The organism is Nonomuraea sp. B19D2, from assembly GCF_040137845.1.
In the GTDB taxonomy this organism is placed as follows: Bacteria; Actinomycetota; Actinomycetes; order Streptosporangiales; family Streptosporangiaceae; genus Nonomuraea.
In genome coordinates this window covers 1-19,356 of the sequence record NZ_JBEFAK010000072.1, presented here as the reverse complement: position 1 = coordinate 19,356, position 19,356 = coordinate 1, and the positions used below count along the sequence as shown (strand labels likewise).

General features: G+C 69.9%; 18 protein-coding genes. 9 read left to right on the top strand and 9 right to left on the bottom strand.

Going from position 1 to position 19,356, the window contains the following annotated elements:
- Positions 1-39 precede the first annotated feature (39 nt).
- The gene (locus ABN273_RS55005; protein WP_349457746.1) at positions 40-1,335 is read left to right on the top strand and encodes an erythromycin esterase family protein; all 1,296 of its coding nucleotides are present in this window, start codon (positions 40-42) and stop codon (positions 1,333-1,335) included.
- Between the two features lie 105 nt (positions 1,336-1,440).
- Here the strand turns inward: ABN273_RS55005 and ABN273_RS55000 are convergent, their stop codons facing one another.
- Entirely contained in the window at positions 1,441-1,575 is a 135-nt protein-coding gene (locus ABN273_RS55000) for a hypothetical protein (protein ID WP_349457745.1), read from the bottom strand.
- A 149-nt stretch (positions 1,576-1,724) separates the two neighbouring features.
- Between ABN273_RS55000 and ABN273_RS54995 the strand changes: the two genes are divergently transcribed.
- Positions 1,725-2,741 (top strand): aminotransferase class V-fold PLP-dependent enzyme, encoded by a 1,017-nt coding sequence (locus ABN273_RS54995; protein ID WP_349457744.1) that lies wholly within the window; start codon positions 1,725-1,727, stop codon positions 2,739-2,741.
- Positions 2,742-2,977: 236 nt separating this feature from the next.
- Positions 2,978-4,798 (top strand): rhamnogalacturonan lyase, encoded by a 1,821-nt coding sequence (locus ABN273_RS54990; RefSeq protein ID WP_502911324.1) that lies wholly within the window; start codon positions 2,978-2,980, stop codon positions 4,796-4,798.
- A 9-nt stretch (positions 4,799-4,807) separates the two neighbouring features.
- Here ABN273_RS54990 and ABN273_RS54985 read toward each other — a convergent pair whose 3' ends face one another.
- Positions 4,808-5,083 (bottom strand): hypothetical protein, encoded by a 276-nt coding sequence (locus tag ABN273_RS54985; protein WP_349457743.1) that lies wholly within the window; start codon positions 5,081-5,083, stop codon positions 4,808-4,810.
- 903 nt (positions 5,084-5,986) lie between these two features.
- Between ABN273_RS54985 and ABN273_RS54980 the strand changes: the two genes are divergently transcribed.
- The 3 genes from ABN273_RS54980 to ABN273_RS54970 all read left to right on the top strand — a co-directional run bounded on the left by ABN273_RS54980 (position 5,987) and on the right by ABN273_RS54970 (position 9,746).
- Entirely contained in the window at positions 5,987-6,277 is a 291-nt protein-coding gene (locus ABN273_RS54980) for a hypothetical protein (RefSeq protein ID WP_349457742.1), read from the top strand.
- A 302-nt stretch (positions 6,278-6,579) separates the two neighbouring features.
- Complete coding sequence (locus ABN273_RS54975) at positions 6,580-7,404, top strand: beta-phosphoglucomutase family hydrolase (protein ID WP_502911323.1); 825 nt, start codon at positions 6,580-6,582, stop codon at positions 7,402-7,404.
- The gene (locus tag ABN273_RS54970; protein WP_349457741.1) at positions 7,401-9,746 is read left to right on the top strand and encodes a glycoside hydrolase family 65 protein; all 2,346 of its coding nucleotides are present in this window, start codon (positions 7,401-7,403) and stop codon (positions 9,744-9,746) included. The genes ABN273_RS54975 and ABN273_RS54970 overlap by 4 nt, the downstream gene beginning before the upstream one ends.
- Positions 9,747-9,809: 63 nt before the next feature.
- Here the strand turns inward: ABN273_RS54970 and ABN273_RS54965 are convergent, their stop codons facing one another.
- The 4 genes from ABN273_RS54965 to ABN273_RS54950 all read right to left on the bottom strand — a co-directional run bounded on the left by ABN273_RS54965 (position 9,810) and on the right by ABN273_RS54950 (position 14,424).
- Entirely contained in the window at positions 9,810-10,979 is a 1,170-nt protein-coding gene (locus ABN273_RS54965; protein WP_349457740.1) for a zinc-dependent alcohol dehydrogenase, read from the bottom strand.
- Positions 10,976-11,896 (bottom strand): SRPBCC family protein, encoded by a 921-nt coding sequence (locus ABN273_RS54960; RefSeq protein ID WP_349457739.1) that lies wholly within the window; start codon positions 11,894-11,896, stop codon positions 10,976-10,978. Before ABN273_RS54960 ends, ABN273_RS54965 begins: the two co-directional genes overlap by 4 nt.
- A gap of 152 nt (positions 11,897-12,048) precedes the next feature.
- Positions 12,049-13,422, bottom strand: a complete 1,374-nt coding sequence (locus tag ABN273_RS54955) for a sensor histidine kinase (RefSeq protein WP_349457738.1) — start codon at positions 13,420-13,422, stop codon at positions 12,049-12,051.
- Between the two features lie 138 nt (positions 13,423-13,560).
- The gene (locus ABN273_RS54950; protein WP_349457737.1) at positions 13,561-14,424 is read right to left on the bottom strand and encodes an LLM class F420-dependent oxidoreductase; all 864 of its coding nucleotides are present in this window, start codon (positions 14,422-14,424) and stop codon (positions 13,561-13,563) included.
- A gap of 201 nt (positions 14,425-14,625) precedes the next feature.
- On the opposite strand from ABN273_RS54950, the gene ABN273_RS54945 reads away from it, so the two are divergent.
- Complete coding sequence (locus tag ABN273_RS54945) at positions 14,626-15,165, top strand: GNAT family N-acetyltransferase (RefSeq protein WP_349457736.1); 540 nt, start codon at positions 14,626-14,628, stop codon at positions 15,163-15,165.
- A 65-nt stretch (positions 15,166-15,230) separates the two neighbouring features.
- On the opposite strand, the gene ABN273_RS54940 is transcribed toward ABN273_RS54945, so the two are convergent.
- On the bottom strand, positions 15,231-15,773 hold the full coding sequence (locus ABN273_RS54940; RefSeq protein ID WP_349457735.1) for a helix-turn-helix domain-containing protein: 543 nt from the start codon (positions 15,771-15,773) through the stop codon (positions 15,231-15,233).
- Between the two features lie 48 nt (positions 15,774-15,821).
- On the opposite strand from ABN273_RS54940, the gene ABN273_RS54935 reads away from it, so the two are divergent.
- The gene (locus tag ABN273_RS54935) at positions 15,822-17,156 is read left to right on the top strand and encodes an erythromycin esterase family protein (RefSeq protein WP_349457734.1); all 1,335 of its coding nucleotides are present in this window, start codon (positions 15,822-15,824) and stop codon (positions 17,154-17,156) included.
- Between the two features lie 49 nt (positions 17,157-17,205).
- On the opposite strand, the gene ABN273_RS54930 is transcribed toward ABN273_RS54935, so the two are convergent.
- Entirely contained in the window at positions 17,206-17,841 is a 636-nt protein-coding gene (locus tag ABN273_RS54930) for a LysE family translocator (protein ID WP_349457733.1), read from the bottom strand.
- Positions 17,842-18,020: 179 nt separating this feature from the next.
- Here ABN273_RS54930 and ABN273_RS54925 point away from each other — a divergent pair, with 179 nt between their 5' ends.
- Entirely contained in the window at positions 18,021-18,575 is a 555-nt protein-coding gene (locus ABN273_RS54925) for a YceI family protein (RefSeq protein ID WP_349457732.1), read from the top strand.
- Positions 18,576-18,590: 15 nt separating this feature from the next.
- Here ABN273_RS54925 and ABN273_RS54920 read toward each other — a convergent pair whose 3' ends face one another.
- Entirely contained in the window at positions 18,591-19,058 is a 468-nt protein-coding gene (locus ABN273_RS54920) for a copper chaperone PCu(A)C (RefSeq protein WP_349457731.1), read from the bottom strand.
- Positions 19,059-19,356 lie beyond the last annotated feature (298 nt).

Here is a 19,356-nt window from a genome sequence, read left to right as displayed (position 1 = left end):
GAGCCATCCATATTCCAGCACCAGAATCGAGCTGTCAGCATGCCCGCTTCGTCCCACCACAACCCCTTCGCCGGCTGGCTTCGCGGCCATGCCATCCCGCTCACCCACCTCGATCCTGAGGCTCCGCTCCATGACCTGGAGCCGCTACGCGACGTCGTCGGCGGAGCCCGCGTCGTCGCGATCGGTGAGAACTCCCACTTCATCAGCGAGTTCTCACTCATGCGCCGGCGCATCCTGCGGTTCCTGGTCGAACACTGCGGCTTCACCGTCCTGGCCTTCGAGTACGGCTTCAGCGAAGGCTTCCCCCTTGACGCCTGGGCCCAGGGGGAGGGTACGGACGATGATCTGTCGGCCCATCTCGCCGCGGCGATCCCCGTGGGAGTCGATGAGCCACTGCGCTGGATGCGCCGACACAACGCCACGGCCTCGAAGCCGGTGCGTTTCGCCGGGATCGACATCCCGGCAGCCGGTGGGTCCTTGCTTCCCGCCCTGGCCCCGGTCGCCGACTACCTGCGCCAGATCGATCCCGAAACCCTGCCGGCGATCCAGACGGCGATGCGGATCGCCGAATCGTTCGCCGGTGCCTCCGCGGCCTCGGCCGCACCGGCCTGGACCCGCCTGGCCACCGCCGAACAGGACGCCCTCAGCGCTATCCTGATGCGCCTGCTCATCCGGTTCCGCGCCGTCGAAGCGCTGTACCTCTCCCGCGGTGACCAGCGCAGCTATGACATCGCCCGGCGTCGCCTCGAAGGGGCCTGCCACGCCGACTACGGCTTCCGCGCCATGGCCGGCCTCTACGCCGGAAACGGGCTGACCGCCGACACCTCGGCCCGCGACGTCTACATGGCCGGGTCCGTCCTGTGGCATCTGGAGCGCCTTGGACCTGGGACCCGGGTCGTGCTGGCGGCCCACAACGCCCACATCCAGAAGGTGCCGATCTCCTTCAACGGTCACCTCACGGGGCTCCCGATGGGGCAGCACCTGCACCGCGTTCTCGGCGATGAGTACTTCGCCCTCGGCCTGACGAGCACCACCGGGCACACAGCCGATATGCGCCCCGACGAGAACGCGCGCTTCGGTTTCGCCATCGACAACACCGCGTTGGAGGCGCCCGAGCCGGGAAGCGTCGAAGTCGCCTTCGCCGATGCCGACCTGGGGCTCAGCATCGCCGATCTTCGCCAGGCACGCCAAGAGGTCCCCGGTGACGCCGGTCTCACCCCTGGCCCCGACCGCATCCGGATACAAAGCGCCTACCTGCACACCCCCGTCTTCGACGCGTTCGACGGCATCCTCAATACCCCGACTTCCACCGTGGCCGACGACGTCGAAAGTTGAGGAGCCAGTTCCGCCAAGCCGCCATGCCGAGCTGAGGTCCGCCCGCACCCCGCCATGTGATGCGTAGCCGCCACATCACCGGCATCGTCAACTCGCCGGCCCCTACTACGTCGAGCAGGCCGTGAAGGGCACGTGCGCGCCGGCCGCACTGCGCCGCCCCGCCGCCGCCTCGATCGGGTGTTCCGCGAGATGAGCGAACCGCTGGCGGAGCTCGCCGCCCGCGCCACGGGCGAGCGTCACGGCCTGCCGCCCGCACTGTGGCAACGCGCACACCGCCCGCGCCGAACGCCCAAGGCTCGCGAACGACCGGCCCGCGCTGCGGCAACCACCGCCGAACGCCCCAAGCCCCGCACTGTGTCAATCCGCCCCGAGCGACCTACGCTGATCACATGGACATCGCCTCGGCGGGCAAGCTCTGGGACGCCGACCCCGGCTGGCTCAACACCGCCTCCTACGGCCTGCCCCCTCGCCACGCCTTCGAAGAGCTCCAAGCCGCCCTGACCGGTTGGCGGCACGGCAGCAGCGACTGGAGACCCTGGGACGCCTCCGTGGGCCGCTCCCGCGAGGCCTTCGCCCGCCTCATCGGCGCCCCGGCCGGTGACATCACCGTCAGCTCCACCGTCTCCCAGATCATGTCCATCGTGGCCACGGCGCTCCCGCCGGGCGCGCGCGTCGTGGTGCCGGAGATCGAGTTCACCAGCAACCTGTTCCCGTGGGCGGTGGCCGCCGAGGTCGAGACCGTCCCCGCCGACCGCCTGGCCGACGCGATCGACGGCTCCACCGCCGCCGTCGCCTTCAGCCTCGTCCAGTCCGCCACGGGGTACGTCGCGCCGCTTCAGGACATCGTCGAGGCCGCCCGAGCCCATGACACGCTCGTCATCGTCGACGGCTCCCAGGCCTGCGGCTGGCTGCCCATCGGCATCGCGGGCATCGACGCGCTGGCCTGCGCCGCGTACAAGTGGCTGATGGCGCCGCGCGGGGCCGCGTTCGGCTACCTGTCGCCCGGCCTGCGCGAGCGCATGCGCCCGCTGGCCGCCAACTGGTACGGCGGGGCCGACGAGGGCGGCTCCTACTACGGCCCGCCGCTGCGGCTGGCGCCGGACGCGCGGGCGTTCGACCTGTCGCCGGCCTGGTTCTCGTACGTCGGCGCCGCCCCGGCCATCGAGCTGCTCAACGAGCTCGGCATCGAACGGATCCGCGACCACGACGTCGCCCTCGCCAACCGGTTCAGGACCGGGCTCGGCCTGGAGCCGTCCGGCACCGCCATCGTCTCCGTGGACGCCCCGGGCGAGCGGCTGGCGGCGGCCGGGATCCGCGCGGCCGTACGGGCGGGAAAGGTGCGCGCCAGCTTCCACGTCTACAACACCGCCGACGACGTCGACCGGGCACTGGACGCCCTGACCTGACTCCGGGGGCTTGCGGGTGTAAGAGGCGGCGGCTTTAATACCGCGCGGCGCGGGGCAGGGCGCCCCCGCCGCCGACGAGGAGAGTCCCGTGACCATTCCCGCAGGTCGGGCCCTCACCAGGGGAGCCCTCCTTTTCGGCATTTCCGTGTCAGCGCTAACCCACGGCCGGATCCCGCGATGAAACTTTCTTTTTTCGGGGCTTCGGGAAAGCGCTTGCCGCGAAGGGAGTCAGCAACGTGCGTTTACGACTGGCCGGCATGGCAGCGGTCCTCGCCCTGGCGATCGGCGGCGGCCCCGCCCAGGCCGCACCGCCCACGAAGCAGATGGAGGACCTCGACCGCGGCCTGATCAGCGTCCGGTCGGGATCAGGCAACCTCGTGTCCTGGCGGCTGCTCGGCACCGACCCCGACGGCGTGGCCTTCAACGTGTACCGGGGCTCCACCAGGGTCGCCTCGAACCTCACCGGCTCCACCAACCACCTCGACAACGGCGCGGCCGCCGACGCCTCGTACACAGTCAGGGCGGTGGCCGGCGGGACCGAGCAGGCCGCCTCCCCCGCCTCGCTCCGCTTCACCGGCGGCTCCTACCTCGACGTGCCGATCCAGCCGCCGTCGGGCGGCACCACACCCGACGGCGTCGCGTACACCTACAGCGCCAACGACGCCGGCGTCGGCGACGTGGACGGCGACGGCCGGTACGAGATCGTGCTCAAGTGGGACCCGTCCAACGCCAAGGACAACTCCCAGTCCGGCTACACCGGCAACGTGTTCGTGGACGCGTACCGGCTGGACGGCACCCGTCTGTGGCGCATCGACCTGGGCCGCAACATCCGCGCGGGCGCCCACTACACCCAGTTCCAGGTCTACGACTACGACGGCGACGGCCGGGCCGAGGTCGCGATGAAGACCGCCGACGGCACCAGGGACGGCCGGGGCACGGTCATCGGCAACGCGTCGGCCGACTACCGCAACTCCAGCGGGTACGTCCTGTCCGGTCCCGAGTTCCTGACCATGTTCAACGGTCAGACCGGCGCCGCGATGTCCACGGTGAACTACGACCCGCCCCGCGGCACCGTCTCGTCCTGGGGTGACTCGTACGGCAACCGGGTGGACCGGTTCCTGGCCGGGACGGCGTACCTGGACGGGGAGCGCCCCTCGCTGATCATGGCCCGCGGCTACTACACCCGCTCCGTGATCGCCGCCTGGGACTTCCGCAACGGCACGCTCACCAAGCGCTGGACGTTCGACAGCAACTCGGCGGGCTCGCAGTGGACCGGCCAGGGCAGCCACAGCCTGTCCGTCGGGGACGTCGACCAGGACGGCAGGGACGAGATCGTGTACGGCGCCATGGCCGTCAACGACAACGGCACCGGCATGTGGACCACGGGCACCGGCCACGGCGACGCCCAGCACCTGGGCGACTTCGACCCGGCCAGGGCGGGCCTTGAGTACTTCAAGGTGAGCGAGTCGGGCTCGCAGCCCTCCTCCCTCTACATCGACCCGCGCAACGGCCAGATCCTCTGGTCCACCCCCGCCACCGGCGACAACGGCCGCGGCGTGGCCGGCGACATCTCGACCGTCAGGGTGGCGAGCGAGTTCTGGTCCGCCGCCGACGCCAACCTGCGCAGTGTCACCGGCAACAACGCCGGCCGCAAGCCGTCCTCGATGAACTTCCTGATCTGGTGGGACGCCGACCCGACCAGGGAGCTGCTCGACCAGACGAGGATCGACAAGTACGGCACCAGCGCCGACACCCGCCTGCTGACCGCGTCGGGCGTGCACTCCAACAACGGCACCAAGGCCACCCCGTCGTTGTCGGCGGACCTGTTCGGCGACTGGCGCGAGGAGGTCATCTGGCCCACGAGCGACAACCGGGCCCTGCGGATCCACGCCACGACCACGCCGACCGACCGGCGCATCTACACGCTGATGCACGACCCGCACTACCGGGTGTCGGTCGCCTGGCAGAACACCGCCTACAACCAGCCGCCGCACACGAGCTTCTTCCTCGGCGACGGCATGCCCACCCCGCCCAGGCCGAACATCTATGTCCGCTGATCTTCGCTGTCACAAGTCGATCTCCTGGGCCGTCTGCGGGTCGTCAGCCGCCGACGCGCGGCCGATGACCCGGCGCATCCGGCCCTCGGTCAAAAGCAGGCCCGCGAAGTAGTGCCGCATGCCGTGCTCGCGGAAGGTGGCCCCGTGGTTCTCCTTGCGGGGCCACCTCAGCGCGTCGCCCAGCTCGACGAGCGCCTCCGTCCTCCCCTGCCGGCGGCAAGCACCCCCACCGCGCGTGGGAGCACAGGTCTCCGGCGCAGCCGAGCCCTTCCGGCAGGCGATCATGATCACCTGAAAAATCGATCGAGATTCAACGACGAATTCGCTAACGTCTGACCTCGTCAGTTCCTCACATCCGTACTCGGTCCCGGCTCTGCGGTCACCGGTGCGGTTCGGTGAGGGCACGGGTCGAAGTTCGTCGGTTACCACTTCTAATGGGGCGGTCGCAGGTTCGAGTCCTGCCCGGGGCAGCGCTCCGGTAGCTCAGTTGGGAGAGCACCTGAACGCCGGTGAACCTCCCACATCCGTGCCTTCTCCGCACCTCACCGGCCCGTTGTCGGCTTGGCACCCGCCCGGAGCCCGGGGCTGACGATCATGGGGAGGGCGGGTCGAAGCTGGTCGGTTATCGCTTCGGGTGCCGGTGGCGCAGGGTTCGATTCCCTGCCGCGTGAGCAGGGCTCACGCGTGGCGTAGTGGTAGCGCGCCGTACATGGCCGGGCAGCACCACCACATCCGCCCTCCCCTCCTCCTCCGCATCCGCCACCTGGATGCCTCTCTCGATTAAGCCCTCATTTATAAATAATCTCCACCTTAGCCCATGTCCACAGCGAAACATTTGATCGTTTTCCCCACATCTCCAGCCATCGGGCAGCCACGCGATGAGGCCGATCCGGCGGCATCGGGCAACGGTTGTTCTCAAACATCAAATCATGGTTATATAACGCCCTTTAGGTTTTACGAGTTGTTTGAGGTTAAAGAGGTAACTGTTAATATCTCGTATGGGTATGTCTGCTTCCGTCCGAGTGTCTGCTGAATCTGTATGACCGCCGAAATGGCGGGCGCCGGATTCCAGGCCTATCGACCCAATGAACGGAAACGAGAGCAGTGAATACTGAAAGTCGGCGGTCACGAACCCCACGCCATGGGCGGTTCGCGGCACTAACTCTTATCGGCGCGGTCGCCGGTCTCATGTTCCTTCCACTCGGCCAGGGTGCGGCCGGAGCCAGCACGGGCTTCCAGGCCGGCGGGCCACCGGCGCCCACACCGCAGCCTGCGCCGCGGGTCCACAAGGAGCAGCGGTACGTGCCCCCGCCGCCTCCTCCCCGCCGGCACCGCGAGACCGCCGACGTCCAGGTCTTCAACCGCAACCACAACTTCAGCTTCGACTACGACCGCCACAGGCACCACGACTTTGACTACGAGCGCGACCGGTTCGAGCGCAAGGTCTACAAGCCGTGGGGTTACAAGAACTCAGATTGACACCACGCCGGCCGGCAGACCGATGCGGGCAGGCGAGCAGGAGGCGCCGGCACAGATGCCGGCCTCCCGCTGACGGGCTCGGAACGCAAACGGCCGCAATACATCCGGCAAGCACGTAGGGGCGCCACCGATCACATCGGCGGCGCCCCAGACGTGGGGCTGACCGCCTCGGGGAGCTCCTGGCGGCCAATGCAGAGCCGAAATATTCAAACATCGCCTTCGCATCCATTCCGCTGAGCAAACGAGCACAGCCACGCAGGTCACCGAAACTTTCCGTGACAGCTGATCATCAAGGGTTCCCGGTGAGAAGCGGGGGATGCGGGGTAGTCACCGGCCAGGTACGGAACACGTGCCGGATCGGGGGGCTGATGCTCGGGCTGCCTGACGGAGTCCGCGGGTGTCTCTTCGACATGGACGGCGTGCTGACGCGCACCGCGACGGTGCACGCCGCCGCGTGGAAGTCGATGTTCGACGAGTTCCTGCAACGCTGGGCCGGGCGGACAGGGGAACCGTTCGTGCCGTTCGACGCGGTCGCCGACTACGACCGCTACGTCGACGGCAAGGAGCGGCTGGACGGCACGAGGAGTTTCCTGCGGGCGCGTGGGATCAGCCTGCCCGAGGGGTCGCCCGGCGATCCCGGGGACGCGCTGACCGTGCACGCGCTGAGCAACCGCAAGAACGCGCTCGTCCAGGAGGTCATCGACCGGGACGGCGTGGCGACGTTTCCCGGCTCCGTCCGGTACGTGCTGGCCGCCAGGGACGCCGGGCTGCGCAGGGCCGTCGTGTCATCGAGCGCGAACACCGCGAAGGTCCTGTCGGCCGCCGGTCTCACCGAGCATTTCGAGGCTCGTGTCGACGGGGTGGTGGCCCGGCAGCGGCACCTGGCCGGCAAGCCGGCCCCGGACATGTACCTCGCGGGCGCCGAGGCCCTCGGGCTGGAGCCGTCGGAGGCGGCGGTGTTCGAGGACGCGCTGGCGGGGGTGGCTGCGGGCCGGGCGGGCCGGTTCGCCTTCGTCGTCGGCGTCGACCGGGCCGGGCAGGCGGAGGCGCTGCGCGAGCACGGCGCCGACATCGTGGTGAGCGACCTCGCCGAGCTGCTGGAGCCGCGGGGTGAGGCGGCACGATGATCCGGCATCCGGCGTTCGCGGTCGAGCCCTGGTCGGTGCGGGAGTGCCGGCTCGACCTGGACGTGCTGGCGCAGACCGAGTCGGTGTTCGCGCTGTCCAACGGGCACGTCGGCCTGCGCGGCAACCTCGAGGAGGGCGAGCCGTACGGGGAACCGGGCACCTACCTCGGGGGGTTCTACGAGGTGCGGCCGCTGCCGTACGCCGAGACGGCCTACGGCTACCCGGAGTCGGGGCAGACGGTGGTGAACGTCACCAACGGCAAGGTGATCCGGCTGCTGGTCGACGACGAGCCGTTCGACGTGCGATACGGCACGCTGCACGAGCACGAGCGGGTCCTGGACCTGCGCGCAGGCACGCTGACCCGCAGGGTCCTGTGGAGCTCCCCGACCGGGGGCCAGGTGCGGCTGACGTCCACGCGGCTGGTGTCCTTCACGCACCGCGCGGTGGCCGCGATCCGGTACGAGGTGGAGGCCGTCGACCAGCCGCGCCACGTGGTCGTGCAGTCCGAGCTCGTCGCCAACGAGACCCGGCAGTACGTGGGCGGCGACCCGCGTGAGGCCGCACCTCTGGAGTCGCCGCTGGTGCTGGAGGAGAACATGCCGGCGAAGGACGGCGTGGCGGTCATGGTGCACCACACCCGGGCCAGCGGCCTGCGGGTGGGCGCCGCCATGTGCCACGAGATCGACGGGCCGGATGACACACGGATCGAGGCGCAGGGCGGCGGCGACGTCAGCCGGGTGACCGTCGCCACGCGGCTTTCGCCGGGCCGGCCGCTGCGGCTGGTCAAGTTCTTCTCGTACGGCTGGTCGGCGCGGCGCTCCCGGCCCGCCATGCACGACCAGGTGGTCGCGGCGCTGGCGGCCGCCCGGCTGGTCGGCTGGGACGGGTTGTGCGCGGATCAGCGGCAGTTCCTCGACCGGTTCTGGGAGGGCGCGGACGTGGAGGTCGAGGGCGACGCCGAGGTGCAGCAGGCCATACGTTTCGGGATGTTCCACCTGCTGCAGTCGGCCGCGCGCCTGGAGGACCGCCCCATCCCGGCCAAAGGGCTGACCGGCTCGGGCTACGACGGCCACGCCTTCTGGGACACCGAGATCTTCGTGCTCCCCGTGCTCACGTACACGTACCCGCGGGCCGTAGCGGACGCGCTGTCGTGGCGGAAGTCGACCGTGCCGCCGGCGGAGGCGCGCGCCACGCAGCTCGGGCTGGCCGGGACCGCCTTCCCCTGGCGGACGATCAACGGCGAGGAGTGTTCCGGCTACTGGCCCGCCGGGACCGCGGCGTTCCACGTCAACGCCGACATCGCCCACGCGGTCACGCAGTACGTCGACGCCACCGGGGACACGGCGTTCGAGCGCGACACCGCCCTGCCGCTGCTGTCGGGGACGGCCCGGCTGTGGTGCGCCCTCGGCCATCACGACGCCGACGGACGCTACCGCATCGACGGCGTGACCGGACCGGACGAGTACAGCGCCGTCGCCGACAACAACGTCTACACCAACCTGATGGCCCAGCAGAACCTGCGCGCGGCGGCCGAGGTCGCCGCCCGCCATCCCGACCGGGCGGCGCGGCTCGCGGTCACCGAGGAGGAGGCCACGAGGTGGCGCGACGCGGCGAGCGCGATGTCCGTCCCCTACGACGAGCGGCTGGGCGTGCACCCGCAGAGCGAGGGGTTCACCCGCCACGGGGTCTGGAACTTCGCCGCCACCAAGCCGGACCAGTACCCGCTGCTCCTACATTTCCCCTATTTCGACCTCTACCGGCGGCAGGTGGTCAAGCAGGCCGACCTCGTGCTGGCGCTGCACCTGCGCGGCGACGCGTTCACGCCCGAACAGAAGGCCCGCGACTTCGCCTACTACGAGGCGCTGACCGTTCGCGACTCGTCGTTGTCCGCCTGCACCCAGGCGGTGATCGCCGCGGAGGTGGGGCAGCTCGAACTCGCCGACCGCTACCTCGGCGAGGCGGCCATGATGGACCTGGCGGACCTGGAGCGGAACACCGTCGACGGGCTCCACATGGCCTCGCTGGCCGGAGTCTGGATCTCCCTGGTCGCGGGGTTCGGCGGGATGCGCGCCGGCCAGGGCCGGATGTGCTTCGCCCCGAGGCTGCCGCCGGGCATCACCCGGCTGGCCTTCCGGCTGCGCTACCGCGGCAGGCTGCTGCACGTCGGCGTCACGAGCGGCACGACGAGCTACCGGCTGCTGGAGGGCCCGCCGATCACGCTGACCCACCACGGCGAGGCGTTCCCGCTGCACGCGGAGCCGGTCACCCTGCCGAACCCGCCGGCGCCGGCGCCGGAGCAGCGACTCCAGCAGCCGCCCGGCCGCGAGCCCGCCCCCCGCTGAGCAGGCCGGGCCGCCGGGCGGCCACGCGGTTCGCGGTGACCGCCCAGAGCGGCTCGGGGCAGGTCAGGGCGTCAGGACGACTTTGTTGCAGTCGTCCTGCTTGTTCTTGAACAGCTCGAAGCCGTACGGGGCCTCGCTGAGCGGCAGCCGGTGCGAGATGACGAAGCTCGGGTCGATCTCGCCGGCGCGGATCCTGTCCAGCAGCGGCCGCAGGTAGCGCTGGACGTGGCACTGGCCGGTGCGCAGCGTCAGCGACCGGTTCATCAGCGAGCCCATCGGGAACTTGTCCAGCAGCCCGCCGTAGGTCCCGATGACGGCGACCACGCCGCCGTTGCGGCAGGCCAGGATGGCCTCGCGCAATGCGTACGGACGATCGGTCTCCATCCGCACGGCCTGCTTGACGCGGTCGTAGCCGTACATGGCCGGGGTCGGGTGGCGGGCCTCCATGCCGACCGCGTCGATGCAGGCGTCCGGGCCGCGCCCGCCGGTCATGTCGCGCAGCGCCTCCAGCACGTCCACGTCCGCGTAGTTGAGGGTGTACGCGCCCGCGCGCCGGGCGTAGTCCAGCCGGTACGGGTAGCGGTCGATGCAGATGACCTTGCCCGCCCCGAGCAGGTAGGCGCTGGCCACGGCGAACTGCCCGACCGGGCCCGCACCCCAGACCGCGATCGTCTGCCCCGGCTTGATGTCGCACATTTCAGCGCCCATGTAGCCGGTCGGCAGGATGTCGGACAGGAACAGCACCTTCTCGTCCGGCAGGTCGTCCTCGATCTTGATCGGACCCACATCGGCGAACGGCACGCGCGCGTACTCGGCCTGACCGCCGGCGAAGCCGCCGAGCATGTGCGAGTAGCCGAAGATGCCCGCCGGCGAGTGCCCCATCAGCTTCTCGGCCATGCCCGCGTTGGGGTTGGAGTTCTCGCAGATCGAATACAGGCCCTCCGCGCACGCGAAGCAGCGGCCGCAGGCGATCGGGAACGGCACGACCACCCGGTCGCCGGGACGCAGCTTCGTCACCTCGGGGCCGACCTCCAGGACCTCGCCCATGAACTCGTGGCCGAGGACGTCGCCCTTCTTCACCGTCGGGACGTAGCCGTCGACCAGATGCAGGTCGGAGCCGCAGATGGCGGTCGAGGTGACGCGGACGACGGCGTCCTGGGCGTTGATGATCCGCGGCTCCGGCACGTCCAGCACCTCGAGGGTGTTCCGTCCCATCCAGCAGTTGGCCTTCATGACCGCCCTCCCACCGGCTGGGCGGGGCGCTGCCTGAGCCGGCTCAGCAGCCGGACGCCCTCGGGGCTGCCCGCGGAGAGCAGTACTTCTCCCGTCTCCATGATCTGCTTGAAGCGGCGCAGGTCGTCGCGGACCTGCTGCTCCGGGTACTCGCCGAGCATCCTGGCCACGGCGGCGCCGAGAGCCCGCCCGCGGCCGCGGTACTCCAGAGTGAGGTGCACCGTCGTGCCGCGCCCGGCGGGACCTTCGGTGAACGTCACCGAGCCGCTCGTCTTGATCATGGAGCCGGGCACCGACCGCCACGCGATCAGCTCGCCGGCCTGCTCGTCCAGGATCTCCGCCGCCCACTCCACGTCCGCCGTCGGGACCATGGCGCGCCACCGCGAGTGGCGCTCCCCCGTGGTCCGTACGGACTCGAGGTGGAGCATGAACGCGGGCAGGTTCTCGAGGTCGCGCCAGAAGGCGTAGACCTCCTCGCGCGGCCGGTTGACGGTGATCGAGGCCTGCAGCCGCATCGGCCGCCTGACGCCGAGGCCGGCGGAGTACAGGGCGGTGGCCAGGTCCAGGGCCGTGATGCCGGTCACGGCGGCCGTCGCGGCGACCGCCCGCCGCCGTCTGCGTCCGTAGCGGCCTGAGCGGCCTGAGCGGTTCGCCATCGCCCGGCCCAGCACGGCCAGGTCCAGCGCGTCGCCCGCGACCCGGCCCCAGGTCCACGGCCCGGGCCGGCGGCTGCCCAGCAGCGCCGCCGCGTGCATCAGCTCCCGCGCGCCTGCCACCCGCGTCACCGTACTGGCGAGGCGGGAGTCGTCGACGCCGCTCAGGCGGTTGACCATGCGCGGCGCGGCCAGCTGCGCCGTGCCCAGCGCCAGGCTGACCCAGCCCAGCGCGCGGGCCAGTGTGTCGGATTTCGTGCTCATGCGTCCCCTCACATGACTGGTCGAGATTCGTGCCGGACAAGCGGCGGACGTCTCAAGGCCATGAAGGTTTCGCGTGGCGCGATCAGCTCGTGCCGGACTCCCCCGCGCTCCGGCCAGTACCCCATTGACCTGCTATGACACCAAAGGGGCAGTTAGTCGAGCGGGAGGCGCAGCACGAACCGGGTGCCCTGCGGGCTGTTCTCGATCTGCAGGGTGCCGCAGTGCGCCTCGGCGATCTGCCGGGCGATCGACAGGCCCAGACCGGTGCCTCCGGCCTCCCTGTCGCGGGCGGTGTCCAGCCGGGCGAAGCGCTGGAAGACGAGCTCGCGCTTGTCCGGATCGATGCCGGGCCCGTTGTCGACCACTTCCAGCATCGCGATGCCGTGCGGGAAGCGCTGGGCGTCACGCTTGGGGCTGGGCGCGTGCCGTACGTGGAAGGCGATGGTGCTGGCGGCATGCCGCTCGGCGTTGTCCATCAGGTTGGTGAACAGGCGCGACAGCTGGAACCGGTCAGCGGTCACCACCACGCCGGGCTCGAGCGAGTATTCGAGGTCCTTGTTCGGTTTCGGGCGTCTCTCGCACTCCGAGGTCACGAATTCGGCCAGGTCGATCGGCTCGCGTTCGACCCCCTTGCCCGCCTCCAGCCGTGCGATGGTCAGCAGGTCGCCCACGATCGCCTCCAGCCGGTCCAGGCTGCTCAGCAGGGTGTTGCCCAGCCTGGGCACGCTGGTCTCCTCGGGTGCGTGCAGGGCGTCCTCGACCTCGGCTCGTATCGCGGCGATGGGGGTACGCAGCTCGTGGGAGGCGTCCGAGGTGAAATTGCGCTGCTGTCTCATCGCGGCCTCCAGCCGGGCCAGCGTCCGGTTGACGCTGTCGGCCAGGTCATAGATCTCATCCCGGCTCGGCGGAAGGGGCACCCGCCGGTCGGAGCAGGTTTCGGTGATCTTGTCGAGTTCCGCTCGGATGGCTTTCACCGGCCCGAGGGATACGGTGGCGACCCGATGGCCGATGCCGGTGATGGCCACGGCCATCAGCACGGCGGCGCCGAGCACCGTCGCGGCCAGCCACGGATCGACGTACAGGGGGACAACGGGAGAGGAGCTGTAGACGACCCAGTCCTGTCCGTCCCCCAAAGCCGACTGCGCGACCACGATGTTGCACTCGCCGGAAGGGAAGACCCCGCCGCACACGACGCCACTGGAGAGTTTCTTGCCGTCGGGGACGAAGCCGGCCATGACCGGCTTGCCCCGCAGCTGTGGCGTCGCGGCGACGACCCGTCTCGTGGCGTCGACGATCTGCAGGTTGCGGTCCTTGTGCTCGACCAGCGGCGTGACCACATGGTGGTGCTCCACCTCATGGGCCACGCGGCCACCGGCGGCGGCGAGCTCTCCGACGAGATGTCCCGTGGCGAACCGATGGAACGCGATCATGACCGTCGTGGCCAGGAGCGCGGACAGCAGAGCCGCGACCACGCCGGTGAACAGCGTGATACGGCTGGTAATCGACCGGCCTCGGTGAGTCTTCATAGGCCAATCCCCCTCACCCAGTCGAACACGTGAGTCGTAGCAGCCTGTGCACGAGGGGTTCGGGGATTGGCATGGGTGGTTCCAAGACCTCACCAAGTCTCGGATCGCAGCAGCCGATCCACCCTGGCGGTGGTGCGCTCAGCGGCCGAGCGGGGTGATGGTGGATATCCGAACGGCGAGTTCGGCCAGGTGGGCCAGCCACGAGTCGTCGGCCGCGTCCGGGACGGCGACGATGACGTGGTCGATGCCCAAGGCGGCCAGTTCCCCGCAGCGCTGGACACTTTCCTCGACGCTCTGCCCCTCGGGGATGCGCATGTGGAGGGTCTTCTCGATCTCCGCGTAGGGCCGTCGCAGCCGTTCGCAGTGGGCGCGCAGCACGCCGAGCTTGTGCCGCACGTCGGCGCCGTGCAGGAAGTTGCACGCGTCGGCGTACTGGGCGACGAGGCGGAGGGTCTTCTTCTCGCCGCTGCCGCCGATGAGGATGGGCGGGCTGGCCTGTGGCGCGTTGAGCGTACGTGCCAGCCGGTAGTGCCGGCCCTCGTAAGGCTTGTCCTGGTCGCTCCACATCTGCCGGGCGATCTGGAGTGTCTCCTCCAGCCGCTCGAACCGCTCGGCCAGGGGCGGGAAGCGGAGCCCGAGACCGCGGGCCTCGGGCTCGTACCAGCCGGCGCCGATGCCCAGGACGGCGCGGCCGCCGGAGAGCGCGTCCAGGGTGCTGACCTGCTTGATCAGCAGGCCGGGCTCGCGATAGACGGCGCCGGTGACGAGCGCGCCCAGGCTCACCCGGCTGGTCAGGGCGGCGGCGTAGGACAGCGCGCCGTACGCCTCCAGCATCGGATCCTCCGCGGCGCCGAAGTTGGGGATCTGGAAGAAGTGGTCCATCACCCACAGGCTGCGCAGTCCAGCGTGATCGGCGCCTTGGGCGACGGCGGCGAATCTGCCGGCGATGGCGGCGTCACCGCCGGGCCAGGTGAACCGAGGGCAGGTCAGACCGAGATCCATAGGGGAACACTCCTTGATCAGGTGAACGGGGGCGCCCGCCGCAGGCAGAGCGTCACTGCGTCCGCGGGCATGAAAAAACCCTCTCGCCCGGGCTGCGCCCGAGGCCGAGAGGGCTCCGTAGAGGTCATTATCTCACAAGGCATCCAGTGGCTTGTTGCGACATATTGCTATTGCAAATCATTCGCAACTAGGATCTGGCACATGATCCACCCGTACGACCGCCACGACGGACCCGGCATCACCCCGATGTCCGCCCAGATCATCGACCTGTACCAGCGCTGCTATGCCGCGCCCCCATGGTCGGAAACGCCCGAACAGCTCGGCGCCTACCCCGCCAAACTGGCCGCGTCCGCCGCGCTCCCGGGTTTCTCGGCACTGACCACCAGCGACCACACCGGGCGGCTCACCGGCGTCTGCTACGGCTGGCCCACCCCCGCCGACCTGACCGGCATCCGCATCTACGACGCCCTCATCACGGCATTCGGGCTGCCGGCCACGACCGAGCTCACACGCGGCGCCTTCGAGGTCGCCGAGCTCTTCGTCCACCCCGACCACCAAGGCCAGGGCATCGCGTCACACCTGCTCACCCGGATGACCGCCGGCTGGCCCACCGCGTGGCTCATCACCAGCCGCCACGCCCCTGCCGCCGGCCTCTACCGCAAGCTCGGCTGGCGAGAGCTCGGCCCGCTGCCGGATGACTTCTACCCCGAGCTCCCGGCGTCTGTCTTCACCCGCGCCTGAAAACGACGGCTCGCGTCACTGCGCGGGTTCGGGGGCCGGGCGGGCCCGAACGCCGCGCCCCTCCGCTAAGAGCTCTGTGGCGGCTCTTCGGCCGGGAAGAAGATCGCGCTCATCACGTAGGGGCGGCGCTCCGGCGCGGGCTCGTTGCGGGCCCTGGAGGCGAACACCTCGTACAGTGCGTCGATCAGCTCGGCGAGTTCGCCTGGGCTGAACCAGAACGTGCCCTGCCGGTAGCCCACGGAGTCGGCGCTCGGGTCGGCTCCATCCCGGTCCAGGTAGGCGTTGAACTCCGCGAGCAGGGCGGCCATGGCCGCGGCGAACCCGCGGCGGTGGTCGTCCAGGGACATCGACGTGGCCGCCTCGGCGTCGATCCTCGTGCGCTCGTGGCGCAGCCGGTAATGCCGCTCGACGGCGCCGTGGACCCGCTGTTCGTCGGCGACCTCCAGCACCCCCGCCTCCGCCAGCAGTCCGACGTGCCGGTACACGGTCGTCTTCGGCACGTCGGGCAGCCGGGCGCACAGGTCGGACGTGGTCTGGGTGCGCCCGCCGGACATGGCGTGCACGATGCGCAGCCGGACGGGGTGCAAGAGGAGATCAATGGTGTCCACTTCACAATATTCCCACATCTGGTACCGTTCCCAAATATGGGAATAAAGATGCAACCGGCTACGGAGCTGGTCCGCCTGAGTGGCGAGGCGGTGATTCCGCTGTCCACGCTGGATCCGGCCGGACCGCTGGACGACCTCGGCTGGCTGGATGAGGCGATCGGCGACGCGCGGGTGGTGGCGATCGGCGAGAGCGCGCATTACAACGGCGAGTCCTATCGGCTCCGTCACCGTCTGCTGCGCTACCTGGCCGAACGGCACGGGTTCGGCGCTTACGCGATGGAGTCGGGGTTCGTCGAAGGGTGGCCGGTCGACGGTTGGGTCCGCGGCGACGAGGCCCAGGACCCGGAGCAGTTGAGCCGGCTCCTGGCGAACGGCCTGACCTCGCTGATGGGGCTGTGGACCCAGATGCGCGCCCAGCTGGAGTGGATGCGACAGCACAACCGCACGGCCTCGAGGCCGGTCGGCTTCTACGGCATCGACCTGTCCGGCTCGAACGCGTCCCTGCTGCCCGGACTGGACGCCGTGCTCGCCTATCTGGCACAGGCCGATCCCGAGTACGCCGTCGACCCGGGCGTACGGGAGACGGCCTCCGCCTTCGCGGCGGCATCGGCGTTCTCCATCCCCCAGGCCTTCGCCGCCTACGGACAGCTCGCCCCCGAGAGCAAGAACGCGCTGACGGCGAGCCTCGCCGATCTCACGGCGCGCATGACGGCCCGGCGCCTCGACTATCTCCGGCGGACGACCGTGGACGCCTACGAGCGCGCTTTTCGTTCGCTGAGCCTCACCGTCGCCATCGACGCGGTGATCCGGGAGCTCTCGGGCGGCGGTCCGGACGGGATCGGGGCAAGCATCCGCGACGCCGCGATCGCGGACACGGTCGAGTGGATCCTGCGCAGGGAAGACCGGATCGTCCTGGCCGCCCACAACGGCCACATCCAACGCCGGCCCCTGACGCTGCCCGGCATGGCTCCCATGACAACGATGGGCATGCATCTCGCCGATCGGCTGGGCGACGACTATCTGGTCATCGGCGCGACGTCGGGGACCGGCCAGACCCTCAACACCGCGGCCGACTTCTACACCGGCACGCTCTTCACGCAGATGGGGCCGGCCCAGCCCGGCAGCCTCGACGCGCTCATGGACGCGAGCCACGACGGGCCCTTCGCGACCGATCTACGGCGGTTGTCGCCGGCCGACACCGCCACCGTCCGGGCCGTCTCCGCGCAGCGCTTCGGCGCTGTTCATACGGACTTGAGCCCGTTGGAGGCCTACGACCTCATCGTCCACCTCCCCCACGTCACCCCGGCCGCACCCGACCACGCCGCTCTCGCCCACGCGCCCCGCGACGTACAGGAGGCGTTCTCCCAGTACAAGCCGGAGTGACACTCGGCTGCCGAGCCGCCGTGGATCTCCAGTGCCACGGCGGCCGGGTTCATCGTTCAACGGCCAGCCGTACCCCCAGGCCGATGAAGATGCCGCCCGTCGCGATGTCGACGCGGCGGCGCGCGGCGTGCCGGCGGCGCAGCCAGCCCCCGATCCGGCCCGCGAGCACGCCGACCGTGCCGTCCACCGCGAACTCCAGCACGATCAGGACGGCGCCGAGGATGGCGAACTGCAGCCAGACCTGGCCCAGTTGCGGGTTGATGAACTGGGGCAGGAAGGCGATGGTGAAGGTGACCATCTTCGGATTCAGCAGGTTGGTCAGCAGACCGCTGGTGAACGCCCGGCGTCCCGACATCCTTCCCCCGCCGGCCACGGGCATCTCGTTCTCGACGCCCTTGCGGTTACGCAGCATCTGCACGCCGAGGTAGATCAGGTACGCGGCGCCGACGATGCGTACCACGGTGAAGGCCACCGGCACCGCTTCGAAGAGGGCCGCGAGCCCGGCGGCGGCCACGGCGACGTGGACGGCCTCGCTCGTGGCCACCCCGGCCGTGGCGAGCAAGCCGGCGCGCGGGCCGCCCCGCATCCCACAGCCCAGGACGAACAGCATGTCGGGCCCAGGAGTGATCATGGCGATGATCGTGGTCGCGGTGAACAGCAAGAGCAGGTGTGCGTCGATAGGCATGGCCGAATCATGTCAAATGTCCGCATCGGTTGGGTGGCGAGGATGCAGAGCCGCGCTCCCATTGATCGGCTCCCGGCCGGCTCGGGCTTCACCCGTGAAACGCAACCGGCAGCCCTGGATTCGCCAAGCTGACGGCACGTGTCACCGTGCACCCGTCAGATGCGGGTTAGCGTGACAAGGTGAGCATCTCCGCTGGTAACCACACGTTCGGCCCCGAGTCCGGCCGGCTCCTCGTCAATACCACCCGTACCGGGCTGGGCGCGAAGGCCGGCCATGATCTCACCATCGAGGTCACCCGCTGGCGCGGCGACGCCACGGTCGACACCGCCGACCCGGCCGGCTCCTCCGTGACCGTCGAGGCGGACGCCGATTCGCTCGAGGTCAGGCAAGGAACCGGCGGCGTCAAGCCGCTGACGAGCTCCGATCACGCGGAGATCGAGAAGACCATTCGAGAGAAGATCCTGCACGTCCGGAAGCACCCGACGATCATGTTCCGGTCGACCCGGGTGGAGGGGACCGCGGAGTCGTTCCGGGTCGAGGGCGACCTCACCATCGTCGGTGTCACGCAGCCCGTCGCGGTCCAGTGCTCGGTGTCCGAGGGACGCGTACGCGGCTCGGCGACCATCGTGCAGACGCGATGGGGGATCCGGCCGTACTCGGCGCTGCTCGGCGCGCTCAAACTCAGCGACGAGGTGGAAGTGCAGTTCGACGTCGGCCTCGTACCGAAGCAGTGACCCGGCCGGTTGTCATCACCCCGCGGGGGCGGTGGGCAGGTTGGCGTACTGTCCGACTCTCGGCTGGACCGGGACGTTCACGCGGATGGGGCCGGTGCCGCTGAAGGCGAAGGTCATCGGCACTGTGGCGCTGCGCACGCCGGTGACGGTGCCGATGGGCTTGTCACCGGTGCCGACGGGCTGGTTGGGGGGCAGGGTGATGGGGCCTGCCAGTTGTACGGAGCCGCCGTCGGCGGTGATCCCGTCGAGCCGGACCGGCTGGCTGCCGGTGTTGATCAGCACGGCGTACAGGGCGAGTTGCGGGGACGGCGAGGTCTCCTCCGCGCCGCTCAGCAGGAAGGCGTTGCGTAGGTGCAGCACGCCTTTGAGGTCGGCGTTTGCCCCGTTGTTCGGCATGTGCGTTTGCGAGGGGTACGACCCCACCGACATGCAACTGGTGGCGGCCATGGCCATCCCGATCGCTGCAGAGATGACGGCTCGCATCGCCACGCTCCCTCTCGCTCCGTATTGTCACCATTCCGCTACCCCATGGCGTCCCCTCGAATCTTTCCAAGCTCAGCTGCGGGTGGCAGGTCCGTGATGAGTTGAAGCGCTCCCCACGACTAAAGTCGGGGGATTCCAGCCAGCTCGGGGCTCGCCGTAGCGTGGCCCTGAGCTGCTGTTGCTTGGCGGTTCACCTTCCGGCCCACACGGTTGCGTGGTTTGCGCGCCCCAGCCCGCGCACCCGGTCCGGGTTGTGCGTGCTCCGCCCTCCCGGCGGTGAGGATGTTCTTGGCGGCGT

Bases quoted from the DNA above. Each gene is read 5' to 3' on its own strand.
- ABN273_RS55005 (WP_349457746.1), top strand. From the start codon at position 40: ATGCCCGCTTCGTCCCACCACAACCCCTTCGCCGGCTGGCTTCGCGGC.
- ABN273_RS54995 (WP_349457744.1), top strand. From the start codon at position 1,725: ATGGACATCGCCTCGGCGGGCAAGCTCTGGGACGCCGACCCCGGCTGG.
- ABN273_RS54985 (WP_349457743.1), bottom strand. From the start codon at position 5,083: ATGATCGCCTGCCGGAAGGGCTCGGCTGCGCCGGAGACCTGTGCTCCC.
- ABN273_RS54980 (WP_349457742.1), top strand. From the start codon at position 5,987: ATGTTCCTTCCACTCGGCCAGGGTGCGGCCGGAGCCAGCACGGGCTTC.
- ABN273_RS54970 (WP_349457741.1), top strand. From the start codon at position 7,401: ATGATCCGGCATCCGGCGTTCGCGGTCGAGCCCTGGTCGGTGCGGGAG.
- ABN273_RS54965 (WP_349457740.1), bottom strand. From the start codon at position 10,979: ATGAAGGCCAACTGCTGGATGGGACGGAACACCCTCGAGGTGCTGGAC.
- ABN273_RS54960 (WP_349457739.1), bottom strand. From the start codon at position 11,896: ATGAGCACGAAATCCGACACACTGGCCCGCGCGCTGGGCTGGGTCAGC.
- ABN273_RS54955 (WP_349457738.1), bottom strand. From the start codon at position 13,422: ATGAAGACTCACCGAGGCCGGTCGATTACCAGCCGTATCACGCTGTTC.
- ABN273_RS54950 (WP_349457737.1), bottom strand. From the start codon at position 14,424: ATGGATCTCGGTCTGACCTGCCCTCGGTTCACCTGGCCCGGCGGTGAC.
- ABN273_RS54945 (WP_349457736.1), top strand. From the start codon at position 14,626: ATGATCCACCCGTACGACCGCCACGACGGACCCGGCATCACCCCGATG.
- ABN273_RS54935 (WP_349457734.1), top strand. From the start codon at position 15,822: ATGCAACCGGCTACGGAGCTGGTCCGCCTGAGTGGCGAGGCGGTGATT.
- ABN273_RS54930 (WP_349457733.1), bottom strand. From the start codon at position 17,841: ATGCCTATCGACGCACACCTGCTCTTGCTGTTCACCGCGACCACGATC.
- ABN273_RS54920 (WP_349457731.1), bottom strand. From the start codon at position 19,058: ATGCGAGCCGTCATCTCTGCAGCGATCGGGATGGCCATGGCCGCCACC.